Source organism: Nocardioides bruguierae (assembly GCF_023656415.1).
Taxonomy (GTDB): domain Bacteria; phylum Actinomycetota; class Actinomycetes; order Propionibacteriales; family Nocardioidaceae; genus Nocardioides; species Nocardioides bruguierae.
In genome coordinates, this window is sequence record NZ_JAMOIL010000007.1 from 16,010 (window position 1) to 39,118 (window position 23,109).

At 75.1% G+C, this 23,109-nt stretch carries 16 protein-coding genes; 4 read left to right on the plus strand and 12 right to left on the minus strand.

Translation table 11 applies throughout. The annotated features are described in order from the left end of the window. Window position 1 precedes the first annotated feature (1 nt). The 6 genes from M8330_RS06510 to M8330_RS06535 form a co-directional block, all read right to left on the minus strand. Window positions 2-994 (minus strand): sulfotransferase, encoded by a 993-nt coding sequence (locus M8330_RS06510; RefSeq protein WP_250826655.1) that lies wholly within the window; start codon window positions 992-994, stop codon window positions 2-4. Further along, complete coding sequence (locus M8330_RS06515; RefSeq protein WP_250826656.1) at window positions 991-2,562, minus strand: lipopolysaccharide biosynthesis protein; 1,572 nt, start codon at window positions 2,560-2,562, stop codon at window positions 991-993. Before M8330_RS06515 ends, M8330_RS06510 begins: the two co-directional genes overlap by 4 nt. Next, window positions 2,559-3,470, minus strand: a complete 912-nt coding sequence (locus M8330_RS06520; RefSeq protein ID WP_250826657.1) for a sulfotransferase — start codon at window positions 3,468-3,470, stop codon at window positions 2,559-2,561. The genes M8330_RS06515 and M8330_RS06520 overlap by 4 nt, the downstream gene beginning before the upstream one ends. A 72-nt stretch (window positions 3,471-3,542) precedes the next feature. Beyond that, window positions 3,543-4,763 (minus strand): hypothetical protein, encoded by a 1,221-nt coding sequence (locus M8330_RS06525; RefSeq protein ID WP_250826658.1) that lies wholly within the window; start codon window positions 4,761-4,763, stop codon window positions 3,543-3,545. Next, window positions 4,760-6,295 carry an O-antigen ligase family protein gene (locus M8330_RS22360; protein WP_250826659.1) on the minus strand — a complete coding sequence of 512 codons (1,536 nt, stop codon included), beginning with the start codon at window positions 6,293-6,295 and terminating at the stop codon, window positions 4,760-4,762. Before M8330_RS22360 ends, M8330_RS06525 begins: the two co-directional genes overlap by 4 nt. Continuing rightward, on the minus strand, window positions 6,288-8,030 hold the full coding sequence (locus tag M8330_RS06535; protein ID WP_250826660.1) for a GumC domain-containing protein: 1,743 nt from the start codon (window positions 8,028-8,030) through the stop codon (window positions 6,288-6,290). Before M8330_RS06535 ends, M8330_RS22360 begins: the two co-directional genes overlap by 8 nt. Window positions 8,031-8,302: 272 nt before the next feature. On the opposite strand from M8330_RS06535, the gene M8330_RS06540 reads away from it, so the two are divergent. The 3 genes from M8330_RS06540 to M8330_RS06550 all read left to right on the plus strand — a co-directional run bounded on the left by M8330_RS06540 (window position 8,303) and on the right by M8330_RS06550 (window position 14,010). Next, the gene (locus M8330_RS06540) at window positions 8,303-9,526 is read left to right on the plus strand and encodes a glycoside hydrolase family 26 protein (protein ID WP_250826661.1); all 1,224 of its coding nucleotides are present in this window, start codon (window positions 8,303-8,305) and stop codon (window positions 9,524-9,526) included. Between the two features lie 102 nt (window positions 9,527-9,628). Beyond that, complete coding sequence (locus tag M8330_RS06545) at window positions 9,629-13,282, plus strand: PKD domain-containing protein (RefSeq protein ID WP_250826662.1); 3,654 nt, start codon at window positions 9,629-9,631, stop codon at window positions 13,280-13,282. Further along, on the plus strand, window positions 13,279-14,010 hold the full coding sequence (locus tag M8330_RS06550) for a hypothetical protein (RefSeq protein WP_250826664.1): 732 nt from the start codon (window positions 13,279-13,281) through the stop codon (window positions 14,008-14,010). Before M8330_RS06545 ends, M8330_RS06550 begins: the two co-directional genes overlap by 4 nt. A 781-nt stretch (window positions 14,011-14,791) precedes the next feature. Here the strand turns inward: M8330_RS06550 and M8330_RS06555 are convergent. Genes M8330_RS06555 through M8330_RS22365 form a run of 3 tightly spaced genes read right to left on the minus strand, consistent with a single transcriptional unit; the run spans window position 14,792 to window position 17,941 of the window. Continuing rightward, on the minus strand, window positions 14,792-16,264 hold the full coding sequence (locus tag M8330_RS06555) for an exopolysaccharide biosynthesis polyprenyl glycosylphosphotransferase (RefSeq protein ID WP_250826665.1): 1,473 nt from the start codon (window positions 16,262-16,264) through the stop codon (window positions 14,792-14,794). Next, window positions 16,261-16,959, minus strand: a complete 699-nt coding sequence (locus tag M8330_RS06560; RefSeq protein ID WP_250056840.1) for a response regulator transcription factor — start codon at window positions 16,957-16,959, stop codon at window positions 16,261-16,263. The genes M8330_RS06555 and M8330_RS06560 overlap by 4 nt, the downstream gene beginning before the upstream one ends. Further along, window positions 16,925-17,941 (minus strand): sensor histidine kinase, encoded by a 1,017-nt coding sequence (locus M8330_RS22365; RefSeq protein ID WP_250056839.1) that lies wholly within the window; start codon window positions 17,939-17,941, stop codon window positions 16,925-16,927. The genes M8330_RS06560 and M8330_RS22365 overlap by 35 nt, the downstream gene beginning before the upstream one ends. A gap of 536 nt (window positions 17,942-18,477) precedes the next feature. On the opposite strand from M8330_RS22365, the gene M8330_RS06570 reads away from it, so the two are divergent. After that, entirely contained in the window at window positions 18,478-19,284 is an 807-nt protein-coding gene (locus M8330_RS06570; RefSeq protein WP_250826666.1) for a response regulator transcription factor, read from the plus strand. Between the two features lie 77 nt (window positions 19,285-19,361). On the opposite strand, the gene M8330_RS06575 is transcribed toward M8330_RS06570, so the two are convergent. From M8330_RS06575 to M8330_RS06585, 3 genes are all read right to left on the minus strand, one after another. Then, window positions 19,362-20,045: a LuxR C-terminal-related transcriptional regulator gene (locus M8330_RS06575; protein ID WP_250056837.1), complete on the minus strand. Its 684-nt coding sequence runs from the start codon at window positions 20,043-20,045 to the stop codon at window positions 19,362-19,364. Beyond that, a complete protein-coding gene (locus M8330_RS22370) occupies window positions 20,038-20,976 on the minus strand; it encodes a sensor histidine kinase (RefSeq protein ID WP_250826667.1) in 939 nt (312 codons plus the stop codon). Before M8330_RS22370 ends, M8330_RS06575 begins: the two co-directional genes overlap by 8 nt. Before the next feature lie 209 nt (window positions 20,977-21,185). Then, window positions 21,186-22,430: a sensor histidine kinase gene (locus M8330_RS06585; protein WP_250826668.1), complete on the minus strand. Its 1,245-nt coding sequence runs from the start codon at window positions 22,428-22,430 to the stop codon at window positions 21,186-21,188. Window positions 22,431-23,109: the final 679 nt, after the last annotated feature.

Sequence of the window (23,109 nt, forward strand, 5' to 3'; positions counted from 1 at the left end):
CTCATCGGGTGCTCGCCGCCTGACCGTAGGAGGTGCTGTAGGAGTAGCGGCGCAGCAGCGGCCAGGTCAGCGCCGTGACGGCGCGACGCTGGGCCACCGGCTGGCCGGTGCGCCAGCGCTCGTCGCGCCGCACCGGCACGCTGCCGTGCGTGTAGCGCATCGGGTTGCCGGCGCAGGAGTGGGTGACGCCCAGCTCCAGTGCGTCGTGGGTGACGTGCGGCAGCGGCGCGTGCGCCAGCCCGACCAGCGAGAGCACCTCGCGGGTCGTCGTGCGCGGGTCCGCGACGAAGTCCTCGTAGCGCAGACGCATGCTCGGCACCCGGCACCCCAGTGCCTCGATCTCCACGTTGTGCAGCAGCCACAGGGCCGAGACGGTGGCCGCCGAGTAGCGGGGCATCTCGCCGTGCGCGGCGTCGACGGCCTCGGGACGGGCAACCTCCTGGGCCCAGGAGTGGGCCACGCCGCGGGCGTCGCGCAGGCAGTGGACGAGGCGGACGTCCGCCCCGCCCAGGGCGAGCGCCCAGGCCAGCGAGACCTGCTTGGAGGAGTCGACGACGACGCGGGCGCCGCTGACCCGGGCGGCCGCGGCGTGCACGGCCCGGTAGGCGGCGGCGTACTCGCGCACGTCGTCGGCCATGGCCCCGGCGGCGAGCGCCGGGACCCGGCTGGCCCGGTCCACGCGCTGCTTGAGCGCGGCCATCCGGGCGGTGTCCACGTGCTCCCAGCCGCCGAAGGCGTCCTCGCCGACGGCCGCCCAGAACTCGCAGGCGGTGAAGGGCTCGCCGCAGCCGCAGCGCTCGCCGCGCTCCAGGCCGCGCTCCCACAGGTGCATCGTCTCGCCGAGGGCCACCACGCCGGGCACGGCGCCGAGGACCCGCTCGAGCAGCGTGGTACCGCTGCGGCCGATGCCGGCCAGGTACAGGACGGGCGGGCCGGCCGGCCCGGGGTCGGCAGCGCCCGACGGCGAGGTCTCGGGGGTGGTCTGCGCGCTCATCGCGCCTCCTGGGGGTCGGGGGTCACGGCGGGGTCCGCGGCAGCCGGTGAGGCAGCCGGCGAGGCGGAGGACGAGACGTCGGGGGAGGCCGCGGCGGCCGCGGCGCGCCGCCGGCGGGCGGGGATCGCCACGAGCCGGTCGAGCCGCAGCCGGCGGCGGGCCAGCACGTAGGTGACGGCCAGGGCGGCCAGGCCCAGCAGCTCGGCGGCGTCCGCGACGGCCGGGACCAGCGCGCCCAGCAGGCCGGGCAGCGCCACGACGAGCACGACGGGCAGACCCACGGCCAGCAGCCACGCGCCGCTGAAGGGGTGGCCCGCGGGGCCGCGGGTGTTGAGGACGAGGGCGGCCACGTTCTTGATCACGATGGCCGAGGCCCAGCCGATCGCGGCGCCGGTGGCGCCGTGGGCGGGGATCAGCGCCAGGTCGACGCCGATCATCGTGACCAGGGCGACGACGTTGGTGCCCACCACGAGGTCGGAGCGGCCGGCCATCGTGAGCACGGACTCCGCGGAGCCCACGGCGCTGGCCACGAGCATCGCCAGCCCCAGCGGCAGGACGACGGCGAACGACCCGGCGTACGCGGGGCCGAACACGCCGAGCCACCAGTCCGGCTTGGCCAGGACGAGGAGCAGCAGCGGCCAGACGATGCTGACGATCCACGCGGTCGACGTGCGGTACAGCTCGGCGGCGTCGGCGCGGCGGCCGGCGGCCACCGCGGCCGCCAGCGGCGGCTCGGTCGCGGTGGCGATGGCCTGCTGCACGAGCTGGACGACCACCACGAAGCGGGTGACGACGGTGTAGAGCGCGGCCTGCTCCGGGCCGGCGAGCGCCGCGACCAGCACGACGTCGAGCCGGGCGAAGGCCATCTGCATGATCTCGGTGGCCGAGCGCGAGGCCGAGAAGCGGACCATCTCCCGCGCCTCGCCGGGCAGCGGCCGGGGCCACCCGTGCCGCCACGTGCGCAGCCGGTGGAGGGCCGGGGTCGACCACCAGGCGACGACGGCGCCGACGAGGTAGGGGGCGCACCAGCAGGCGACGACGGCGGTGACGGTGAGGCTGCCGCCGGCCAGGGTCACCGCGAGCCACGCGCCGCCGAGGAGCAGCACCTGCAGCAGGGGACGCCCGGCCCGGTCGGCGAGCACGGTCGGCAGCATCCGGCCGGTGCCGCGGCTGATGCCCAGCAACGGCTCGACCAGCGCGGTGGCCGGCAGGGTCAGGGCCACCACCGCGAGCGCGGCGGAGTCGATCGCCACGGCGACGAGGACGCCGACGGTCGCGACCAGCAGGGACACGCCGGCGACCGGCAGCAGGACCATCCGGGCGATCCGCCGGGTGGTCTCCTCGTCCGGCTCGCCCTCGCGCGCGAGGAACAGGACGGCGGAGGCCGAGGTGCCCAGCCGCAGCACGGCCGCCACGATCAGCGCCGCCGAGATCAGGGCGTAGACTCGCCCGGCGTCCGCCAGGGGCAGGGCCCGCGCGGTGAGGAGGACGACGAGCAGCTGGCCGGCGCCCCCGACGCCGTAGCCGACGAGGTTGAGCAGGCTCTGGCGGCCCAGACGGGTGCTCACGCGCGCCAGGAGGCAGGAGCCCCCAGCCAGGACGCGAGGGCCTCGTCGTGCGGGGCGAAGTGGGCCTCGAGCTCGCGGCGCAGGCCTGCGTCGATCGGGGCGGGGCGGCGGGCGTTGTGCTGCTCGAAGCGGGTGGGCACGACCGTACGGGTGCCGAGGGCGTCCAGCAGGGCGGTGTAGACGGGGGCCGGGTCCTCGAAGAAGCGGTGGCTGTCGACGACGTGGATGCGCTCGCGGCCGATGACGCCGGCCAGCTTCTCCAGCTGGACGGCGTACTCGCCGCGCGCCCGGTAGGCCTGGTGCTGGTGGGCGTGGGAGCGGTAGGTGGGGTCGTCGGCCAGCCGCTCCTCCTCGCCGGCCAGGCGGGACTCCTCGGCGTCGAGGGCGTCCAGCAGGTCCAGCGGCTCGTAGCCGCGGCCGCGCTCGTGGGCGTGCGCGGAGACGGCCCGCTCGACGGGGTCGCGGACGAGCACGACGACCTGCACCTCGGGCAGCGTCGCCTTGATCCGCTCCGCGGCCAGCGGGTGGAAGAGGTAGTACGGGCTGGACTCGAAGCACGTCGCGGCCAGGCCGTGGCGCTCGCCGGAGCGGCGCACGGTGGAGACCAGCGGGAAGTGGGAGCGGTACCAGTCCACGCCCTTGTCGAAGTCGGTGTCGAAGAAGTGCACGCCCTTGCGCCACACCGGGCGGTGCAGGTGCGGCTGCTGCACGAGCGCCTTGTAGAGGGACGTGGTGCCGCAGCGCTGCCCACCGGTGATCAGCAGGCCCGGCAGTGCCCGGCGTCCGGCGGTCATCGAGCCCACGCCGTCCCGCACGGCCCGCGCCGAGGTGCGCAGGAGGTCGCGACCGTCCCGGGCGTCGCGGCTGCTGCGGGTGGTGGTTCCGGCGTTGCTGGTGGCGGTGGCCATGACGCGGGGCTCCTCGTGGGGTGGGGTGGGGTGGTGCAGGGGGTGCAGGGGGTGCTGGGGGAGTGCTGCGGGTCAGGCGGTCTCGCGCAGCAGCGGGAGCGTCCACCCGGCCAGGCGGGCCAGCCCGCCCTGCACCCGGGCGGCGTCGCCGCCGGCCGTGGTGGTGGCGTCCCCGCCGTAGCGGGCGACCAGGTCGAGCACGAGCAGCCGCGCCAGACCGAGGTCCCGCTCGGGACGTGCTCCGGCCTGGTGAGGAGGCTGCCAGCGGGCGAACGCGTCGGCGCTGGCCTGGAGACGGCTTCCCCCACGTTGGGTACGTCGACCGGACGAGGCGGCCCGCCGCACCTCCTGGAGCGCGAGGTGGGCCTCGTCGTAGCCGACGGGGCGGTCGCGGTCGTAGCGCTCCCAGTCCCACGCGGCGACGCCGTCCGGGGTGCCCACCACGTTCTGTCGTGCCCAGTCGCCGTGGGAGGGGCCGCAGCGGACGTCGTCCACCCACCCGGCCTCCTCGGTCTCGGCGACGAGCGCGCGGGCCGCGTCCACGAGGTCGCGGGCGTCGGGGTCGGTGAGGGCGTCGGCGTCGGGCAGGCCGTCGACCCGCTCGGCGAGGCCGGCGAGCCAGGCGCGCGCACCGGTGCTGGTGCGTCCGCAGGAGAGCTCCACGAGGGCGCGTCGGCGCTCCGGCTCCTGCGGCAGCCGCGCCCGTCCGGCGACCGGCAGCGCCGTCTGCACGAGCACGGTGCTGTCGCCCGGGCCGGGGCCGACGCCGACGACGGTCGGCACCTGGAGCAGCACGAGCGGCCCCTGCTCGGAGAGCGCGGCCAGCGCGGCCGCCTCGCGCAGCACCAGGGCCGCGGGCACCGGCCCGGCGCCGATCTTCGCGACGGCGACGAGGACGCCCCGGTCGTCGAGGAGGTGGACGACGGGCTTGCGGTTGGGTCGCGGGGGGCCGAAGTGCACCGCGAGGTGGCTGAACTCCAGGCCGGAGCCCTCGACCAGCGCCTCGAGACGGGTGCGCAGGGTGGCGTCGGCGAGGTGGGCGCGCTCGGTGGCGAGCAGCCCGAGCCCGGCGCCCGTCGCGAAGCCCTGCCGGGCCACGTGCCGGCTCCACGGCTCCGGGTCGTTCGCGCGGCCCAGGACCTCGCGCAGCACGCCGACCCCGGCGTCCGGGACCAGGGCGCGGACGCCGTCGTCGCGGCGCAGCACCCGGTAGCGGGTGGTCTCGCCGGTGCCGTCGGAGAGCACCGAGGCGAACGGCAGACCGGCGGGCACGGGCAGCGGGATGGTGGTCATCGGACGGCCTCCGGGGTGGTGGACGCGAGCGGGGTGGTGCCGTCGGTGGTGGTGCCGTCGGTGGTGCTTTCGGGGGAGGGCCGGTCGAGCGGTGGCAGCCCGAGCGCGGCCAGGCCGACGCCGAGCGTGAGCATCTCCAGGCAGCCGGTGGCGACCGTCCGGTCGTAGACCAGGGCGAACCACAGCGACATGACGGCGGTGACCGCGGCGGCCTGGACGATCACGTCGGCCGGGTCGCGACGACCGGGGGAGCCCGGCCCGGGTCCTCGGCGACCGCGCCACAGCAGCCAGGCCACCACGAGGTGGAAGACCACCCACAGCCCGAGCCCGACGAAGCCCTGTCCGGTGAGTGCGAACCAGACCTGGCCGTTGGTGCCGATGGGCAGGCTGCCGCAGTTCGGGCAGTCGGCCGTGGGGCCGATCGCGATGCTCTGGAGGCTGCCCATCTGGGCGCGGGTGCCGCCGTAGCCGAGCACCGGCGAGCCCTCGGCGAGCTCGACGGCACGCATCATGCTCCAGCCGCGGATGTCGTTGCTGGGGGCGTCGCCGGACTGTCGCTCCGTGACCACGCTGCCCAGCGGCGACACCGCCAGCACGCCGAGCGCCACGACCCCGGCCAGCACCGTCGCGGCGGCCGGCAGCACGTGGCCGCGCCGCACGAGGAGCACCAGGGCGAGGCCCACCGCGAGCGCCAGCCCGACCCACAGGCCGCGGTTGAGCGAGAGGACGGCGGCGGGCACGACGGCCACCAGGAGCGCGGCCCAGCCGAGGCGGGCCCACCGGCCGCGGGCCAGCGTCGCGGCCGCCACGCCCCAGGGCAGCAGCAGGCCGAGCGCGTTGCCCCAGGAGTTCGTGTAGGGGTAGGGCGCGCTGGGGCGTCCGTTGCCCTCGCCGGAGCCGAGGACGTCCTGGATCTGCGCCGCCGCCGGGTGCACCAGCGCGGAGACGTAGCCGGCCGAGGCCAGCGACCTGGGCAGCAGCATCTCCACCGGGCTGGTCAGCTCGAAGGTGGGGGCCACCACGCCGAGCACGCCGCCCCCCACGGTCCAGGCGAGCATCAGGGCGAACAGCCGGGCCATGCGGACGACGGCGGGTCGGCCGCCGTCCACCGCGGTGGCGTACGCCCACAGCAGGCAGATGGTGGCCGCGGCGTACTCGGCGAACCGGAAGGCCACCGGCACGAGCCGGTCGCCGACGCTCTGGACGCGGGTGTCCTCGGGGTTGACCCCGAGCGCCAGCAGGCTGAGGACCAGCCAGAGGCAGAACAGCATCCACCAGCCGAGGCCCTTCGGCAGCGGCAGGCTGCGTCGGCGGACCAGCGCCAGCAGCATGACGCCGCTGATCGCGAACCACCCGAGGTTCGCCAGGCCGAGCACCCACCACAGCGGGAGCGGCACCACCAGCACGGCCAGGGGGAAGAGCGGGTCGCGCGGACGCAGCGCGGCCGGCAGCCCGCGGACGTACCGGGGCGCGGGCACCTCGGTGGTGCCGCCCGGGGGCCGGCTGGAGGGGTCGGCGGCGGTCTCAGGCACGACCCGCGGGCTCCGGCTGCTCGTCGGCGCCCTCGGTGTCCTCGGTGTCCTCGTCGGCGTCGATCGGGGCCTCGTCGTCCTGGTCCGCGTCCACGTCCTCGGCCATCGGCAGGTCGTCGGCCCCGCGGGAGTCATCGGCGGCCTCGTCCGGTCCAGCGCCGTGCAGGGCGGCGATCGGCAGCACCGTCACCGCGTCGCCGGCAGGGACGGGCGCGTCCTCGGCGTCGTCCGGGGCGAGGGCGCCCACGACGACCGGCACGACCCGGCGGGCGGGAAGGCGGTGCAGCAGGGCGCCGCGCAGCCGGCCGTCGGCCACCAGGTGCGTGGGCAGGTGGGTCTGGACCGACGCGGCGGACGCGCCGCCGGCGATCACGAGCAGGGCGGCCGCGCCGTCGGCGACGCCGACGGCCTCGGTGAGCTCGCCCTCGGCACCGGCCACGAGGACGACGAGGGTGTCGTCCGCGGCCGTCGAGGAGTCGGTGTCCGAGTCAGCGTCGCCGTCGGTCGTGCCGAGCAGCGTCGCGGGGTCGCCGTCGTGGCCGACGACGGTCACGGTGCCGCCGCCGGAGGTGCCGCTCCACACGCCGACGGGCGCGCCGTCGACCATGTCCCAGACCAGGGAGGAGCCGGTGGCACCGGCGGGCACGGGCAGCCCGCCGTCCTCGGGGAGCTGCTCGAGCACGAGGCGGACCGGCCGGCCGCGGCGGGCGGCCTGCCAGGCGAGCGCGGTGCCGCACGCGAGGGCGTCGGCGCGGTCGTCGCCCGGCACCAGGAGCACCCGGTCGGTGTCGAGACCGGAGAGGAAGCGGCGCCACTCGCGGGCGGTGACGACCTCGTCGGTGTGGCCCAGCGCCTCGGAGGGCGTGGCCGGGTGGGTCGGGAGGTCGAGGACGACGGAGAGGCCGGTCTCGCGCTCCACGTCCTGGCCCTCGACGAGCCGCGGGCGGGCCTTCTCGCGCCAGGCGGCCAGCAGGAGCCCGACCAGCAGGCCCAGGGCCGTCGTGGAGCCGAGCACCAGCAGGGCCTGCGGGCTGGTGGGGCCGTCGGGCACCTCGGCCTGGTTGATGACGCGGCCCGGGGTGATGAGGATCGAGCGCAGGGACGAGACCGACTGCGCGAGGTCGGAGGCGGCCGCGGCGGCCGCCTGGACCTCCGCCTGGAGCGAGGCCGCCTCGGCGCCACCGGCCCGGTCGGCCTGGCGCTGGAGGGTCGCCTGTTCGGTACGGGCGGACTCCAGCTGGTCCTGCAGCGTCGAGATGCGCTGGTCGACGTCCTCCTGGGCGACCGAGCGACGGCTGTCGAGGTAGGCCTGGGCGAACGCCTCGGCGCCGGCCTGTGCCAGCTCGGGCGTCTCCGCGGAATAGGTGATCGACAGGACCGTGGTGTTCGAGGGCACCTGGACGCTCACCTGGTCGGCCACCGTCGACGCGTCGGCCTGGTCGCCCAGCGAGGTCAGCGCCCGGTCGACCACCTCGGCCGAGGTGACCAGCTGGGCCTCGGTGTCCAGGTTGACCTCGTCGTCGACCGTCCACTCACCGACCGACGAGGTGCCGCTGACGCCGGTGCTGGTGACCAGCAGGGAAGCGGTGGAGGTGTAGGTGCGCGGGAGCACGGTGAACACCACGAGACCGAGCGCCACGCCCAGTGCGACGCAGACGAGCACGACGCGCAGGCCCCGCACGAGGACCCGCCGGTAGTAGCCGGCGTCGACGGTGGTCGTGAGGTGTTCGTCCATGGCCAGCAGCATCCGTGTCCGGGCGCGCCCGACGGGTGTCTCCCGAGCGCGCTCACCAAAAGTGGGTACGCGCGTGCCGCAGGGCTCAGACCCGGGTAGGTAGAGCCGAACCCCAGGTCGAGGCCCGGTCCGTCCGGGCGCCCCACGTTCTCGTGGATGCGAACGTGACACAGGTCACAGAACACTCGCATACCCAACTTGGGGTAGGTCATGGCTCGCCCTCGCACGCTCCCTCACCCTGTCCCAGCACCCCTGAAGCACCCGGAGGTCCGATGAACCAGACCCCGCCCATGCCTCGGCTGACGACGACGTCCCCGGCCGGGACCTGCGCGAGCACCACGATCCACGACCGACGCACGAGCACCCGCAGGGCACCCCGAGCCCTGATGCTGCTCGTGGCCCTCGGACTCGTCCTGACCCTGCTGCCGGCGATGCTCCCGCCCGGCACCGGCGCGGCGCCCCTCGCACGTGCGGCCGACGGTCAGGACGACGGCTCGGCGGCCGCGTCGCAGGGAGGGACAGCCCTGCGCGCGGCCGCCGGTGGCTGCCGGTTGACGAAGATCCTGGTGCCGCGCTGTCGCGGTGGAGTCCTCACCGGCGCCTACGTCCAGCCGCGGGCCGGCGAGTCGTGGGTGCACGCCGTCCGGCGCTTCGAGCGCTCCTCCGGCGGCCGGCTGGGCACGGTCCACCTCTACTACCGCGGTGACGACCGCTTCCCCTCGGACGTGCAGAAGCAGGCCCTGCGCCAGGGCGGGCAGGGCCCCCGCCTGCTGTTCGCGAACTGGAAGGTCGACGACGGCTACACCTGGCGCGAGGTCGCGCAGGGCGACGCGGACCAGCGCATCCGCGCCCAGGCCCGCTACCTCAAGAGCGCCTGGAACCGGAAGATGTTCCTCACGGTGCACCACGAGCCCGAGGACGAGGTGGTGGACACCAAGGGCAGCGGCTACACCGCCCTCGCCTACCGCGCCATGTACCGCCACGTCGTCGACGTCTTCGAGGACGAGGGCGTCACCAACGTGGTGTGGGTGATGAACTACATGGGGTTCGAGGGCTGGCACCTCAAGCCCTGGTTCCACCAGCTGTGGCCCGGCGCGCGGTACGTCGACTGGATCGCCTACGACTCCTACATGTCCCAGGACCTCGGCGGCTACGACCCCGACGGCCTGCGCGGCCTCCTCAACCGCCACTGGAGCAGCGACTGGCGCGGCTTCTACCGCTGGGCCACGCACCGCCACCCCCACAAGCCGCTGATGCTCGGCGAGTGGGGCCTGGGGGAGCGCCCGGGGCGGCCGCGGTGGAAGGGCAGCTTCCTGCGCAAGATGGGCAACCGGCTCGCCACGGCGCCGCGGCTGAAGGCGATGATGTACTTCGACCACGACGAGGCCGCGATCGCCGGTGACGTCACCATCGACACCTCCGCCAGGTCGCTGCGTGGCTTCCGCGTGCTGCGCCGGTCCGACCCGGTCGCGAGCGTGGTCCCCATTTCTGGGTAAGACAGGACCGACCGGGGCCGGAGTGGGGCCTGTCACCCTGACGCTGACGGGGTTGCAGTCCCTGCGCGTGCCGAGAGGCCGTGCCCGGCCCCGGGAGTTCCGTTGCCCGCTCCACGTCCCCTTCGTCGACTCGCCCTCACCCTGGCGAGCCTGACGGTCGCCCTGACGCCGGCACTCGTGCTGCCCGCGCTGGTGACCCCGGCCTCCGCCGTCCTCCCCGAGGACGTCCCGGTGGCCTCCACCCCGCAGATCAACAACGGCCAGGTCAACGCCGTCGCGCAGACCGGCAACATCATGGTCGCGGGCGGCACGTTCACCAACGTCACCTCCACGGACGGCACGACGCTCACGCGCACCGGCGTCGTGGCCTTCAACGCCTCCACGGGTCGCGTGGTCACCGCGTTCAACCCGCAGATCGACGGCACCGTCGAGGACGTCCTCGAGGGCCCGGTGGCGGGCACCGTCTACGTGGCCGGCTCCTTCAACACCATCGACGGGGCACGCCAGCGCCGGGTCGCGCTGCTGGACGTCAGCACCGGCGCCCCCGTCTCCGGGTTCTCGGCGCCCGCCGCCAACGGCAAGGCGCTCAGCCTCACCACGGTCGCGGGCCGGCTGGTCGTGGGTGGCAACTTCTCCAACGTCGGCGGCGCCGCCCACGGCGGCATCGTCGCGCTCGACCCGCTGACCGGCGCGGTCGACGAGTGGATGGACGTGCAGGCCTCCGGGCACCACAACGACTCCGGGCAGGGCGCGCAGGGCGGCGTCGGCGTCAAGGACGTCGTCGCCACCCCGGACGGCTCCACGATCATCGCCATCGGCAACTTCACCGACGTCGACGGCTACGACCGCGACCAGGTGGTCCTGCTCGACAACAACGGCTCGGACGTGGCGGTGGACCCGAGCTGGCGCACCACCGGCTACGAGCCGCTGTGCTACTGGTGGGCCTTCGACAGCTACGTGCGCGGCCTGGACATCTCGCCCGACGGCTCCTACTTCGTCATCACCACCACCGGCGGCGGCGTCGCCGACACGCTGTGCGACGCGGCGGCCCGCTTCGAGGTCGACGCGAGCGGCCAGGACATCGACCCGACCTGGGTGGACCACTCCGGCGGCGACACCATGTGGGGCGTCGAGATCACCGACGACGCCGTCTACGTGGGCGGTCACCTCCGCTGGATGAACAACTCCGGCGCCTCCGACGCCGCCGGCCAGGGCGCCGTCCCGCGGCCCGGCCTCGCCGCGCTCGACACCGAGAACGGCCTGCCCCTGGCCTGGAACCCGGGCCGCAACCCGCGTGGCGTCGCGGTCTTCGACTTCCTCGACACCTCCGACGGGCTCTGGATCGCCAGCGACACCGAGTACCTCGGCAACTTCCAGTGGCGCCGCGGTCGCGTCGCCCTCCTGCCCGCCGGCTCGACCACCCCGGTCGACTCCAGCACCACCGCCATCGGTGAGTCCGTGCTCGTCGGCGGCAGCGTCGCCGAGGACGCCGGCAACGTGCTGTACCGCGTGAACGCCGGTGGCTCCGAGGTCGCCTCGACCGACGGCGGTCCGGCCTGGACGGCGGACGGCACCTACCGCAGCGGCTCGGTCTCCACCGCGGGCTACAGCCCGTCGGCCGCGCTCGACAGCACCGTGCCGTCGTCCACCCCGGCGTCGGTCTTCGACTCCGAGGCGTGGTCCTACAGCGACTCCCCGCGGGCCACCTGGACCTTCCCGGTCACCGCCGGCACCGACGTCGAGGTCCGCCTCTACTTCGCCAACCGCTACTCCGGCACCTCCACCGTCGGCTCCCGCGTCTTCGACGTGCAGGTCGAGGGCACGACGGTGCTGAACGACTTCGACATCGTGGCCGCGGCCGGCGACCAGACCGGCACCATGCGTGCTGTCGACCTGGTCTCGGACGGCTCCATCACCGTGGACCTCTCGCACGTCACCGAGAACCCGCTGATCAACGCCATCGAGATCGTCGACACCGACGGCGAGGCCCCGGTGGCCGCCGACAGCGCCCTCACCTCGGTCGAGTTCGACGGCACCACCACCGGCGCCGCCACCTCGGTCGACACCCAGGGCATCGACTGGACCGCCGTCCGCGGCGCCTTCACCGCCGGCGGCAGCCTCTGGTACGGCAGCACCGACGGCTACCTGCACTCGGCGCCCATCCGAGCCAACGGCCTCGGCGCCTCCACGACGATCGACCCCTACGTCGAGACCGAGTGGAAGGACGTCGCCAACGGCAGCGGCAGCACCTACACGGGCAAGCTGCCGACCTTCTACGGCCAGCTCTCCTCGATCACCGGCCTGACCTACGCCCACCACCGCGTCTACTACACGAAGTCGGGCTCCTCGCAGCTGTTCTGGCGCTGGTTCACCCCCGACAGCGGCATCGTCGGCGTCCAGGAGTTCAGCACGTCGGTCTCCGGCGTGAGCTTCGCGAACGCCGCCGGCCTGCTGGCCGCGGGCGACACCCTCTACGTCGTCTCCGGCAGCAACGGCTCGCTCTCCTCGCTCGACCTCTCCGACGCCACGCCGTCCGGCCCGCTCACCACGGTGGACACCACGCAGGACTGGCGCGGCCGGGCCCTGCTGGTCGACCCGTGGAGCGTCACCGCGGTGCCCAACGTCGACCCGACCGCGGCGATCGCGGCGTCCTGCACCGACCTGACCTGCGAGCTGGACGGCTCTGGCTCCTCGGACAGCGACGGCAGCGTGGACTCCTACGACTGGTCCTTCGGTGACGCCTCCACGGGCACCAGTGCGAGCGTCGAGCACACCTACGCCGGCCCCGGCACCTACACCGTGAGCCTCACGGTGACCGACGACGACGGGGCCAGCGACACCGTGACCCGCACCGTCACCGTCTCGGCGGCCAACGTCGCCCCGACCGCCGACGTGGTGGCGGCCTGCACCGACCTGGTCTGCCAGCTCGACGGCTCGGGCTCGACCGACAGCGACGGCAGCGTGGCGTCCTACGCCTGGTCCTTCGGTGACGGCGTGACCGCCACCGGTGCCACGACCGACCACACCTACCCGGCGGCCGGCACCTACACGGTGACCCTCACGGTGACCGACGACGACGGGGCCAGCGACACGACCACGACGGACGTGACGGTCTCGACCTCCTCGAGCAGCGACCCCGTCACCTACGTGGCCTCGGACTCGCGGTCGCGCAACTCCGCGAACCCGTGGCTCTCGATCCCGAGCGACGTGCAGGCCGGTGACCTGCTGGTCCTGGTCGGCAGCTACGGCGTGGACGGCACCGACCCGGCCGACCCGGCGGGCTGGACCCGCGTGGCCGAGGACGGTCAGGGCAGTCTCGAGAGCGTGCTGTGGACCCGCGTGGCCACGGCCTCCGACGCCGGCAGCACCGTGACGACCGCCCTGGGTGACACGCTGAAGTCCTCGCTCGTGCTCGGTGCCTACCGCGGCGTCGACACGGCGGACCCCGTCCTCCAGGTCGGCTCCACCACCGACAGCCGCACCGCCGAGCACGTCTCGGCCCCGGTGACGGCCGCCGAGGGTGGCTGGGTGGTGAACGTGTGGACCGACAAGTCCTCCACGACCACCGCCTGGACCGTGCCGAACGCGCTCACCACGCGCACCGAGGCCTACGGCAACAACAGCGGTCGCGTCAGCAGCGTCCTCGCCGACGCCGGGCCGCTGTCGGCCGGCACCTGGCGAGCGCGCACGGCCACCACCAACGACACCTCCGCCAAGGGCGTGTCCTGGACCGTCAGCCTCCGGCCCGCGTCATGAGCACCCGACGCAGCAGCAGCCTCACCGTGGCGGCCCCCGTGGTCGCCGCGGTGACGGCCCTGGCCCTCGGCGCGTGCGGGGCGGACGACGGCGGGGCGGACGCCTCGGCGGCCGGCTCGGCGAGCGCCTCCGTCACGGCGTCGGCGACCCCGTCTGCGTCGGCCTCCGACTCCCCGTCGGCCTCTGGGTCGGGCTCTGGGTCGGGCTCCGGGTCGGCCTCCGGGTCCGCCTCGGGCTCCGCGTCCTCCTCCGCGGAGGCGACCTCCGGGTCGCCCTCCAGCGAGGGATCCGGCTCGGGCAAGGGCTCCGGCGGCGGGTCCGCGCAGACGGCCCTGTTCGAGGGTGCCCCGGGCACCTTCGAGCACCGCTGCGTGGCGACCCGCTCGCACCAGGACGTGCTGTCCGGCGACTTCCTCGCCGGCCCGTTCGTCAGCGAGATCGACGGGTGGCGCGACGAGGACGGGACCGACTCCGTCGGTGCCGACCTGCGCCAGCTGCGGCTCTACGTCGTCCCCACGACCAGTGAGCAGGACGGTGCCCTCACCGTCACGGCCACGCAGGCCGGCCTCTCGCCGGTGGTCGTGGAGATCGAGCGGCCGGGCGCGGACGAGAGCATGGCGGCCTACCAGGTCGGCCTCACGCTGCCGACCTCCGGCAGCTGGACGATCCGGGCCGAGACCGCCGACGCCAGCGGCTGCTGGCAGATCAGCCTCCCCGCGGGCGGCTGACCGACCGCACCCAGCACGACCCAGCACCACCACCGACGCCGAGTCGGCCCGCCAGGGCCGGCTCGGCGTCGTGCTGCGTCCGGAGGGCGCGGGTCTTCGCGGCCGTCGCGAGACCAGGACCTGTGCGTGGGCCGGGAGGTGGGGTGGGTGCGGGCGTCTCGTGGCTCGTCGCTGGCGCTCCTCGCTCCTCGACGACCGGTGGTGCGCGGGGTGCGATGGGTCCGTGGGTCGAGGAGGCCGTCCGCGGCCGTCGCGAGACCAGGACCTGTGCGTGGGCCGGTGGGGTCGGGTGGGTGCGGGCGTCTCGTGGCTCGTCGCTGGCGCTCCTCGCTCCTCGAAGACCGTTGGGGTCGGGTGTGGGGATGTGTCCGTGGGTCGAGGAGGCCGTCCGCGGCCGTCGCGAGACCAGGACCTGTGCGTGGGCCGGTGGGGTCGGGTGGGTGCGGGCGTCTCGTGGCTCGTCGCTGGGGCTCCTCGCACCTCGACGACCGGTGGGGTCGGGTGTGGGGATGTGTCCGTGGGTCGAGGAGGCCGTCCGCGGCCGTCGCGAGACCAGGACCTGTGCGTGGGCCGGTGGGGTCGGGTGGGTGCGGGCGTCTCGTGGCTCGTCGCTGGCGCTCCTCGCGCCTCGACGACCGGTGGTGCGCGGGTGCTCCTCGCGCCTCGACGACCGGTGGGGTGGTGGGGCTCCTCGCGCCTCGACGACCGGAGACGTGCGGACGCACCTCGGCCCCGCCGGTGGGACCGACGGGGCCGAGGAGGAGACGGCGTGCGCGAGCGCTCAGTAGGCGCCGCGGTGGGAGAGGACTGCGGAGATGGTGCGGCCGAGGATCGCGAGGTCCAGGCCGAGCGACCAGTTGTCGACGTAGAGGGTGTCCATGCGGACGCTCTCGGCCCAGGTGAGGTCGGAGCGGCCGGAGACCTGCCACAGGCCGGTGAGCCCGGGGCGCACGTGCAGCCGCCGGCGGGCGTCCTCGCGGTACTGCTCCACCTCGGTGGGCAGGGCGGGCCGGGGGCCCACGAGCGACATCTCGCCACGCACGACGTTCACCAGCTGCGGCAGCTCGTCCAGCGAGTAGCGGCGCAGCCACGCGCCGACCCGGGTGACGCGCGGGTCGCGGCGCATCTTGAACAGCGGGCTGGCGCCGTCCGCCTCGTTGACGAGGGCGACGTCGGCGGCGGGGACGCTGCCGGGCACGTGCATGGAGCGGAACTTCAGCATGGTGAAGGTCTGGCCGTCGCGGCCCACGCGGACCTGCTTGAACAGCGCCGGACCCCGGCTGTCGAGCCGCACCGCCAGCGTCAGCGACACCATCAGCGGTGCCAGCAGGAGCAGCAGCCCGGCGGCTGCGACCCGGTCCAGCGCCGACTTCACGACCGCAGCGACACCGCTGCGCTCCACGTGCTGCACGTGCAGCATCGACCAGCCGCCGACCTGGGTCATCTCCGCACGGCGCTGGGAGACGTCGACCAGGCCGGTGCCCACGAGCATCGAGACCCCGTCGGTCTCCAGCGCCCAGGCGAGGCGGCGCAGGCCGGGGGTGTCGACGTGCGCCCCGGGCAGGACGACGACGGCGTCGGCGCGGCGACGCGCGGCCAGGGCCGGGGCGGCGAGCAGACCGTCCTCGGCCGGCGAGCAGCTGCCGACGACCTGCCAGCCGCGCTGCGCGCCCAGCACCGCGCCGGCGTCCGCCAGGGAGTCGGCGTCGCCGACGACGAGCACGCGCCGCGGGCGGGTGAAGCCCGCGGCCAGCACGTGCACGGCGGCCGTGACCAGCACGGCCACGACGAGGATGACGCCGGCGCGCTCGCCCACGGGGTCGAGGAACCCGACCGCGGAGCCTGCCCAGAGGATGAGGCCGTAGCCACCGGCCGCGGCCAGCACCCGCTCGAGCGCCGAGCGACGGCTGCGGGTGATGAGCGGGCGGTAGCAGCCGTGCGCGGCGACGACCACGATCCAGAGACCGGCCAGGGCGAGCACCTCGAGGGCCCGGGGGCCGTGCATCAGCGCGCGTGCGCCCAGCAGGGCCGGGAGCAGGAGGGCGAGGTCGAGGAACGGCAGCACCCGCGCGACGGTGACCAGCTCGCGACGAGCGGCCGCGTGGTCACCGGGTCGGGTCAGCCGCAGCGGGGAGCCGGGGCGGGCAGGCACGGCCCGGCGGTCGGCCCTCTGCTCCCGCTGCTCGTCGAGGAGACGCCCCTCGCAGGGGTGCTCCTCGAAGGTCGGCTCCACGGCGCGGGCCACGTCCGTCACGCGCGGGGCCCCTTCCACCCGGTGCGGTGGGCCAGGCCCACGGCGGCCAGCTGGGAGGAGACCTCGAGCTTGGCGAGGATCGACTTGACCTGGGTGCGGACGGTGGCCTCGGCCACGACGTCGGCCCGGGCCACGTCCCGCACGGTGGCGCCGGTCATCAGGTGCGCGAGCACCTGCTGCTCACGGGGCGTCAGCGAGGCGAGGCGGCGGCTGGTGTCGGCGTGCTCCGCACGACCCGCCTGCCAGGCGTGCACGAGGCTCTCGCGCTCGCCGGGGTCGAGCAGCGGGAGCCCGCGCTGGGCACGCTTGATCACGCCGAGGATCTCCTCCAGCGGCGCCGACTTCGGCAGCACCTTGCGGGCGCCCTGCTGGTGACACTCGCCCCAGCGGCTGCGGTCGGACTCACCGGTGAGCACCACGACGTCGGTGTTGGACTGCGCCAGGCCCGAGACGAACCGGCCGCCGTCGCCGCCGGGACCCAGGTCGAGGTCCAGCAGCACCAGGCGCGGCCGCAGCCGCTGGATGCCGGCCAGCACGTGTCCCGCCGTCGCCTCGGGGCCCGGGGTGAACCGGCGCACCGTGTAGCCCTCGATGGTCAGTGCCAGCTCGAGGGACTCGGCGAACAGGGTGTGGTCCTCCACGATCACGACGCGGAAGTCCTTACGCGACGTGGCCGGGACGGCGGGGGACGTCATGGCGCTCCTTTCCGGAGGCTCCGGGCAGCGTGAGCACGAAGCGGCTGCCGTAGGGGGTCGGGTCGAGACGGAGGTCGCCGCCCTCCTGGAGGGCGAGCTGCCGGGCGGCGTGCAGGCCGATCCCGTGGCCGGGGGAGTCCGAGCCGCGCGCACCCCAGGTGAAGAGCTCGTCGGCGGTGACCGCGTCGATGCCCGGGCCGTCGTCGGTCACCGAGATCTCGACCGTGTCGAGGTCGACGAGGTCGGCGTCGACCTGGACGCTGCTGCCGGGCGCGTGCCGACGGGCGTTGTCGAGCAGGGTGCTGAGGATCTGGGCGACCGCGTCGGCGTCGGCGCTGACGAGGGCGTCGCCGGGGCGGAAGGCGACGCGCTGCCCGGCAGCGATGGTGCGCACGACGATCGGCCACACCACCTCGTCCACGCTGGAGAGGGCCACGGGCCGGGGCAGGCTGTCGTCGACCAGGCGGTGGAGCCGCTCGGCCTCGGCCTGGAGCATCTGCCGCAGGCGCAGGGTGTGGGCCTCGTCCGCGCTGTGCCCGGCGCTGTCGAGCAGCTTGGCCGCGGCGGCGAGGCCGGCGGCGATGGAGCCCACCTCGTGCATGCGGCCGCCGGTGGTGCGCAGCTCGCTGTCGAGCCGCTGGAGCTCCGCGTCGAGCGCGTCCTGCTGGGCCTCGGCGTCGTGCATGCGGCGCACGACGCGGCGCACGGCCTGGACACCGATGACGACCACGCCGGGCACGGCCAGGCCGAGCCCGACGGCGAGGCCGGCGTAGGCGCTGACGCCGGAGGTGATCATCCAGGAGACGACCTCGGCCAGCAGCTGGAGCACCAGCACGGCCGCGCCGGCCAGGACGAGGCCCACGGCCGCGACCGCGAGGCGACCGGAGTCCGCCGCCATCGTGACGAGCGCGCCCACGCCGGGGCGGGGGCGGCGACCGTTGCGCACCGCGCGCAGCCGGGATTCGGACCGCTGAGCACCCACGTCGTCACACCCCCCTCGTCCGCACTCGTTCGACCGTCATGAGCGGGAGGCGGCCCACGGCCGTCCCCCACGTCCGCAGTCTTGGGTGGCCGACGGCACGACGTGCCCGGACCGGAAGCGCATTACCCAGGATTGGTGACGGCCGCGGGCGCGCCTCGGTGAACGCGTGTACGTGACCTGCCCCCGTGGGGGACGGCTCGGACGCCGGTGCGCCGTGCGGCGAGGTGTGGGGCCGGCCCCGGTGCTCGACCGGGAGGGTGGTCGACGTCAGGGCCGGCCCGCGGTCCGGGGACGGCGGACCGGTCACGATCCTCCGACGGCCCCGGAGCCCGGGCATCCCCGAAACAGGGGATGTGTGCCGGAGCCCTCGGCGTGGCGCGGTCACGTCTTCGTGCGCGAGGTCACCCTGGCGAGGCTTTCCATCCCCAAGAAACGGGACCGGCGCGGTTAGCAGGCGTTCCGGCCCCGATCGTGGGTACCGTTTGCCCCACGGTCGACCACCCCCTGACGACCGCCCCTCACGGAGGACCCCTGAGATGAACGCCGATTACGCGGTCGCCGCGGCCTCGGACGCCCCCGCGCGCCTGCAGGTCGTCGGCAGCGAGACCGGCCGGACGACGGCCCGCAGCCCGCGCGAGCAGGGCACCGGCCCCTCGCGCGGCACCCGAGTGGCGGTCGCGGCGGACCAGCGCCTGGTCCAGGAGACCGTCGTCCTCGGCCTCGAGCACCTCGGTGCGCGCCCCCGCGGGCTGGACCCGCGACCCGCGCCCGGCCAGGACTCCGTGCGTATCCAGCTCTCGTCCATGCGGGCCGAGGTCGGCCTGGTCATCGCGACCCTGGCCGTCGACGACACCCTCGCCGAGCTGCTGTGGCTGATCGAGCAGCAGCCGCGCCTGCCGTGGCTCGTCTCCTGCCCGCAGGACCCCGGCGCTGCCGCCGCCCCGCTCGCCGAGGCCGGCGCGACCGTCATCGTCGGCGCCTCCCTGGACCGCATGCGCACCCTGGTCGACCGGCTCGCCGAGGGGGACCGTCCCGCGGAGGCTCCCCGCGGTGACGCCTGGGACCCCGACGGCGTCCTCGACTCGGCCCGCGAGTGCTGGGCCGACCTCTCCGAGGACCACCGCGAGGCCGTTCGCCGGCTCTCGGGCCTGACCGCGCGCCAGCGCGACGTCCTCGACGCGCTCGTGCGCGGCGCCGACGTCGAGGGCACCGCACGCGGTCTCGGACTGGCGGAGGCCACCGTCCGCACCGTGCTCAAGCAGGTCCTGCGCAAGCTCGGCGTCGCCGACCGCGTGAAGGCGGTGCTGCTCGTCGAGCAGCTCCGCGCCGTCCCGCACCTCTGAGCGAGGCCCGTACCCGGCTCCCGACGCCGGCGTGCGAGCGCCGCGGCCGCCGAGTCGGCCGCAGCGCAGCGCCGCGCCTAGCGACTGCTGGCGCTCCTCACGTCCCCGGGGGTCCACCCCGCCCGGTAGGCCAGCCCGACGGCGGCCACCTGCGAGGAGACCTGGAGCTTCGCCAGGATCGACTTCACCTGGGTGCGCACCGTGGCCTGGGAGAGCGTCTCGGCGGCGGCCGTGTCCGCGACGCTGCGCCCTGCCATGAGCTGGGCCAGCACCACGCGCTCGCGGGGCGAGAGCAGCCCCAGTCGCTGGGCGGCGTCGCTGAGCTCGTCCTTGCGGGCGCGGGCGACGGTGACCAGTCGCTCCCGCTCGCCCAGGTCGATGACGCGCTCGTGGTTCAGGACGCGGCGCACCACACCCATGATCTCGGGCAGCGGGCGGGACTTGGGCACGACGGTGCGTGCCCCGGCCGCCAGGCAGCGACCCCAGTCCGCCTCGTCGGTGCTGCCGGTCACCACGACCACGGCGCTGCCGGCCGAGGTGAGCGTGGAGATGATGTCGGTGGAGTCGCCGAGCGGCCCCAGGTCGAGGTCGAGCAGCACCAGCACCGGCTTGCGGCGCAGGATGCTGTCGACCAGCGTGGTCAGGTTCCGTGCCTCGGTCGGCACGACCCGCGAGACCTCGTGGCCTCGCAGGGAGATCGCCAGCTCCATGGCCTCGGCGAACAGCAGGTGGTCCTCGACGAGGACGATCCTCTCACCCACAGTGGGTCGCCTCCCAGCGTTCCTCGGCGTGCTGGGGGAGCACGCGCTCATCGTTGTCACAGGTGTCGTCGTTCTCGTAGCGGTGGTCGTGGTGGTGTCCGCGGTGGTGGTCCGCGGGGTGCTCGTCCCCGACCGGGCGGCCCGAGCGGCCTGGGTGCGTGGGGGTGGTGGGAGCGGGCCGTGCTGCCGGGACCTGGAGCTCCCACGTGGTGCCGCGTCGCGACGTCCGCACGAGGTACAGGTGCCCACCGGCACGGGCGGCCAGCGTCCGCGCGGACGCCAGCCCGATGCCGTGGCCGTGGCGGGACGGGGTCGGGGTGCCCCGTCCGGCGCGGCGCAGGCTGTGCACGCGGACCTGGGCCTGGGCGATGCCCGGGCCGTCGTCCGAGACCCGGACGAACACGTCGGGGCCGTGTCGTCGGGCCGTGAGGTGGACCGCGGAGCCCGGCGCGTGCCGGGCGGCGTTGTCCAGGAGGACGCCGAGCATCTCGGCCACGTCGTCGGCCGGCACCGCCACGTCCAGCGTGAGCAGGGCCGGGTCCAGCGTGAGTCGCATGCCGCGGGCCCGGTGCGTGGCCGCGAGCGTGGTGACGGGCTCACGGAGGGGCACCGCGGTGACGGCGCGGCAGGAGCACTCGTCGCCGACGCCGTGCGCGGCGGCACGGCGCTCCAGGCGGCGGGCCTCGGCGACCACCAGGGCCGCCATGCGGTCACGGTGGGCCGCGGAGACCTCGGGGTCGCGGATCAGCTCACCGGCGCCGGCGATGCCGGCGGCGATGGAGCGGACCTCGTGCAGCGCGGCAGCGAGGACGGCTCGGTCGAGCGCCCCGTCGTCCTCGCCGGCCGTCGCGGGCTGCGGCGCCAGGCCGCCGGCCCCGCCCAGGTCGCCGAAGGAGCCGGCGGAGGCCAGGCGCGACCGAAGCCGCGACACGGCGGACTGCTGTCGCACGGTCCCGTTCGTTCGCATACGGATCTCCCCCCCACTCGGACGGCACGCCGTCGTCCGGCGCCCGGAGACCCACTGTGCCGTCCGCTGCACATCCTGCCCGGAAAACGCGGTAACGAAACAGGTGTCGACTGACACGCAGGCGCTCTCCGAGCCTGGAACGACAGGATATCCCGGACGATTCCGGACGTTGGTCACGCCACGACACCCCGCTGGGCCGACCGCCGGTCCACACCAGCACCGGCGGCCTTGACCCGCTGCGCGGGCGTGCCGGACACGCTGGAGACGGACCCGGCGACCGGCAGCACGACCTCCCACGTGCAGCCCACCGACCCGCGCACGAGGCGGAGGTCGCCCCCGTGCCGGCGGGCCAGCGCGCGGGCGGACGTGAGGCCCAGGCCGGAGCCGCGCGAGCCCTGCCGCTGCACGCCGGGCTGGAACATGGTCGCGCACAGGCGGGGGTCGATGCCCGGGCCGTCGTCGCTGACCCGGAGGACGGCGAGCGCCCCCACGCGGGTGCCACGCACCTCGGTGCGCGAGCCCGGGGCGTGCTCGGCGACGTTGTCGAGGAGGACGCCGAGGATCTCGGCGAGGTCGTCGTGCGGCGCGGCCACCCGCAACCCGGTGGTGCCTGCGCTGACGCGCCGACCGCGGGCGCGGTGGCTGAGGGCCAGCGAGGCCACGATCGTGTCCACGTCGCACTCCGGCGCTCGGGTGTACGCGCGTACCGGTTGGGGGCGAGGCGCGTGCGTGGTCATCGGGCCCACGAACGTGCCGCGCGGCGGCGGCTCGTGCACGACCGGCATCCGTGGGACGGGCGCGCCCGCGGCGGGGTTCCCCGCCGCGTCCGAGGCGGCGGGCTCGGCCTGCCCGTGCTGGCCCGAGCAGCACGGTTGCGCCACGACGGCAGCCGTCCAGGCGGGAGCGCCGGGTGCCACGCCGGGGGAGCCCAGGCGGCGCTGCAGGCGCTGTGCCTCGGCCGCGATGAGCTGGCAGATGCGCTCGCGCGGACCGCCCTGGAGGGCGGGGTCGACGAGCAGGGTCGCGGCGCCGGCGAGCCCGGCCGAGATCGAGCGGACCTCGTGGGCGGTCATGGCGTCGAGCCCGCCGCGGACGGTGGTGCCGCCCGCCGAGGTCGTCGAGGCCGGGGCGGCGTGCTCCGGGCAGGCGGGCAGGTCGGTGACGTGCCGACGAGGTCGGCGCGCGCGCACGGCCACCAGCGCCAGGCACAGTGCGGCCGACAGGACCAGCAGTGACTCGGTCACCGTGGAGTCGGTCCCGTACTGCGCCCGGCGCAGGCCGAGGAACGCGAGGACGGAGGCGAGGAGCAGTGCCCGCATCGGCAGCGAGCGCAGCGCCAGGACCAGCCCGAGCTGGACGTAGACAGCGAGGTCGAGCAGCAGCAACGGGGCCACCGGCTGCAGGACCTCGATGGTCATTGCGGCTGTCGCCCGGCGTCGCCGGCCGGCTCGTGCCCCGAGCGGCGACCGGGAGTCGTCTCGGGTCTGGTTGCTCGCGCCGCGTCGCGGCGTCTCGAGCACGGTGCGCTCGTCATGTTCCCCCCACTCCGGGCGGCTGGTCGCCGCCCGCCCTGCGCCGCCTCCGCGGCGTGTGCGTGATGCTTCTCGGTGCATGCGCGACGCCCCTCTGCGTCGCTGTCGGCACCCTCCGGGGCCGGTCCCTCACCGGCTCGACGAACAGTGCTCGTGGCGCCGAGGAAAGTCGGTTCAAACCCCGGTGGCTAGTCTTTTCTGATCGGCCGCCCGCGTGGAACGACCGTTGAAGTCTGTGGAGCCGCGGAGGCCGGGAGGGTCCGGGGCGGGCGCTCCGAGTACGGAGAACACCTGTCCCGGACACGTGTGCCGCTCTGGAGGGCCGGCCGGCGCAAGCGGCTGCGTACCTCGTGACCTGCGAGAACGTGCGCTGCTGCCGGTCGTTACCGAGATCGGGGGCGCTGCGGTCCGGTGTGCAGGCACGAGGTGGACGCGGGCAGCAACTTGCCACTGGTGCGCGGCGCGAAACCCCCTGGAGGGACGCCGAACTCGGACACGATCCCGGATGTCCGACACCCCCATCTCAGGGGATTCTTACCCCCCGGGGTACCCCCCCGTCCGGAGC

Excerpts from the sequence above, each read along its gene's own strand:
- M8330_RS06540 (WP_250826661.1), top strand. The coding sequence starts at position 8,303 with ATGAACCAGACCCCGCCCATGCCTCGGCTGACGACGACGTCCCCGGCC.
- M8330_RS06510 (WP_250826655.1), bottom strand. The coding sequence starts at position 994 with ATGAGCGCGCAGACCACCCCCGAGACCTCGCCGTCGGGCGCTGCCGAC.
- M8330_RS06535 (WP_250826660.1), bottom strand. The coding sequence starts at position 8,030 with ATGGACGAACACCTCACGACCACCGTCGACGCCGGCTACTACCGGCGG.
- M8330_RS06520 (WP_250826657.1), bottom strand. The coding sequence starts at position 3,470 with ATGGCCACCGCCACCAGCAACGCCGGAACCACCACCCGCAGCAGCCGC.
- M8330_RS06570 (WP_250826666.1), top strand. The coding sequence starts at position 18,478 with ATGAACGCCGATTACGCGGTCGCCGCGGCCTCGGACGCCCCCGCGCGC.
- M8330_RS06550 (WP_250826664.1), top strand. The coding sequence starts at position 13,279 with ATGAGCACCCGACGCAGCAGCAGCCTCACCGTGGCGGCCCCCGTGGTC.
- M8330_RS06525 (WP_250826658.1), bottom strand. The coding sequence starts at position 4,763 with ATGACCACCATCCCGCTGCCCGTGCCCGCCGGTCTGCCGTTCGCCTCG.
- M8330_RS06585 (WP_250826668.1), bottom strand. The coding sequence starts at position 22,430 with ATGACCATCGAGGTCCTGCAGCCGGTGGCCCCGTTGCTGCTGCTCGAC.
- M8330_RS06560 (WP_250056840.1), bottom strand. The coding sequence starts at position 16,959 with ATGACGTCCCCCGCCGTCCCGGCCACGTCGCGTAAGGACTTCCGCGTC.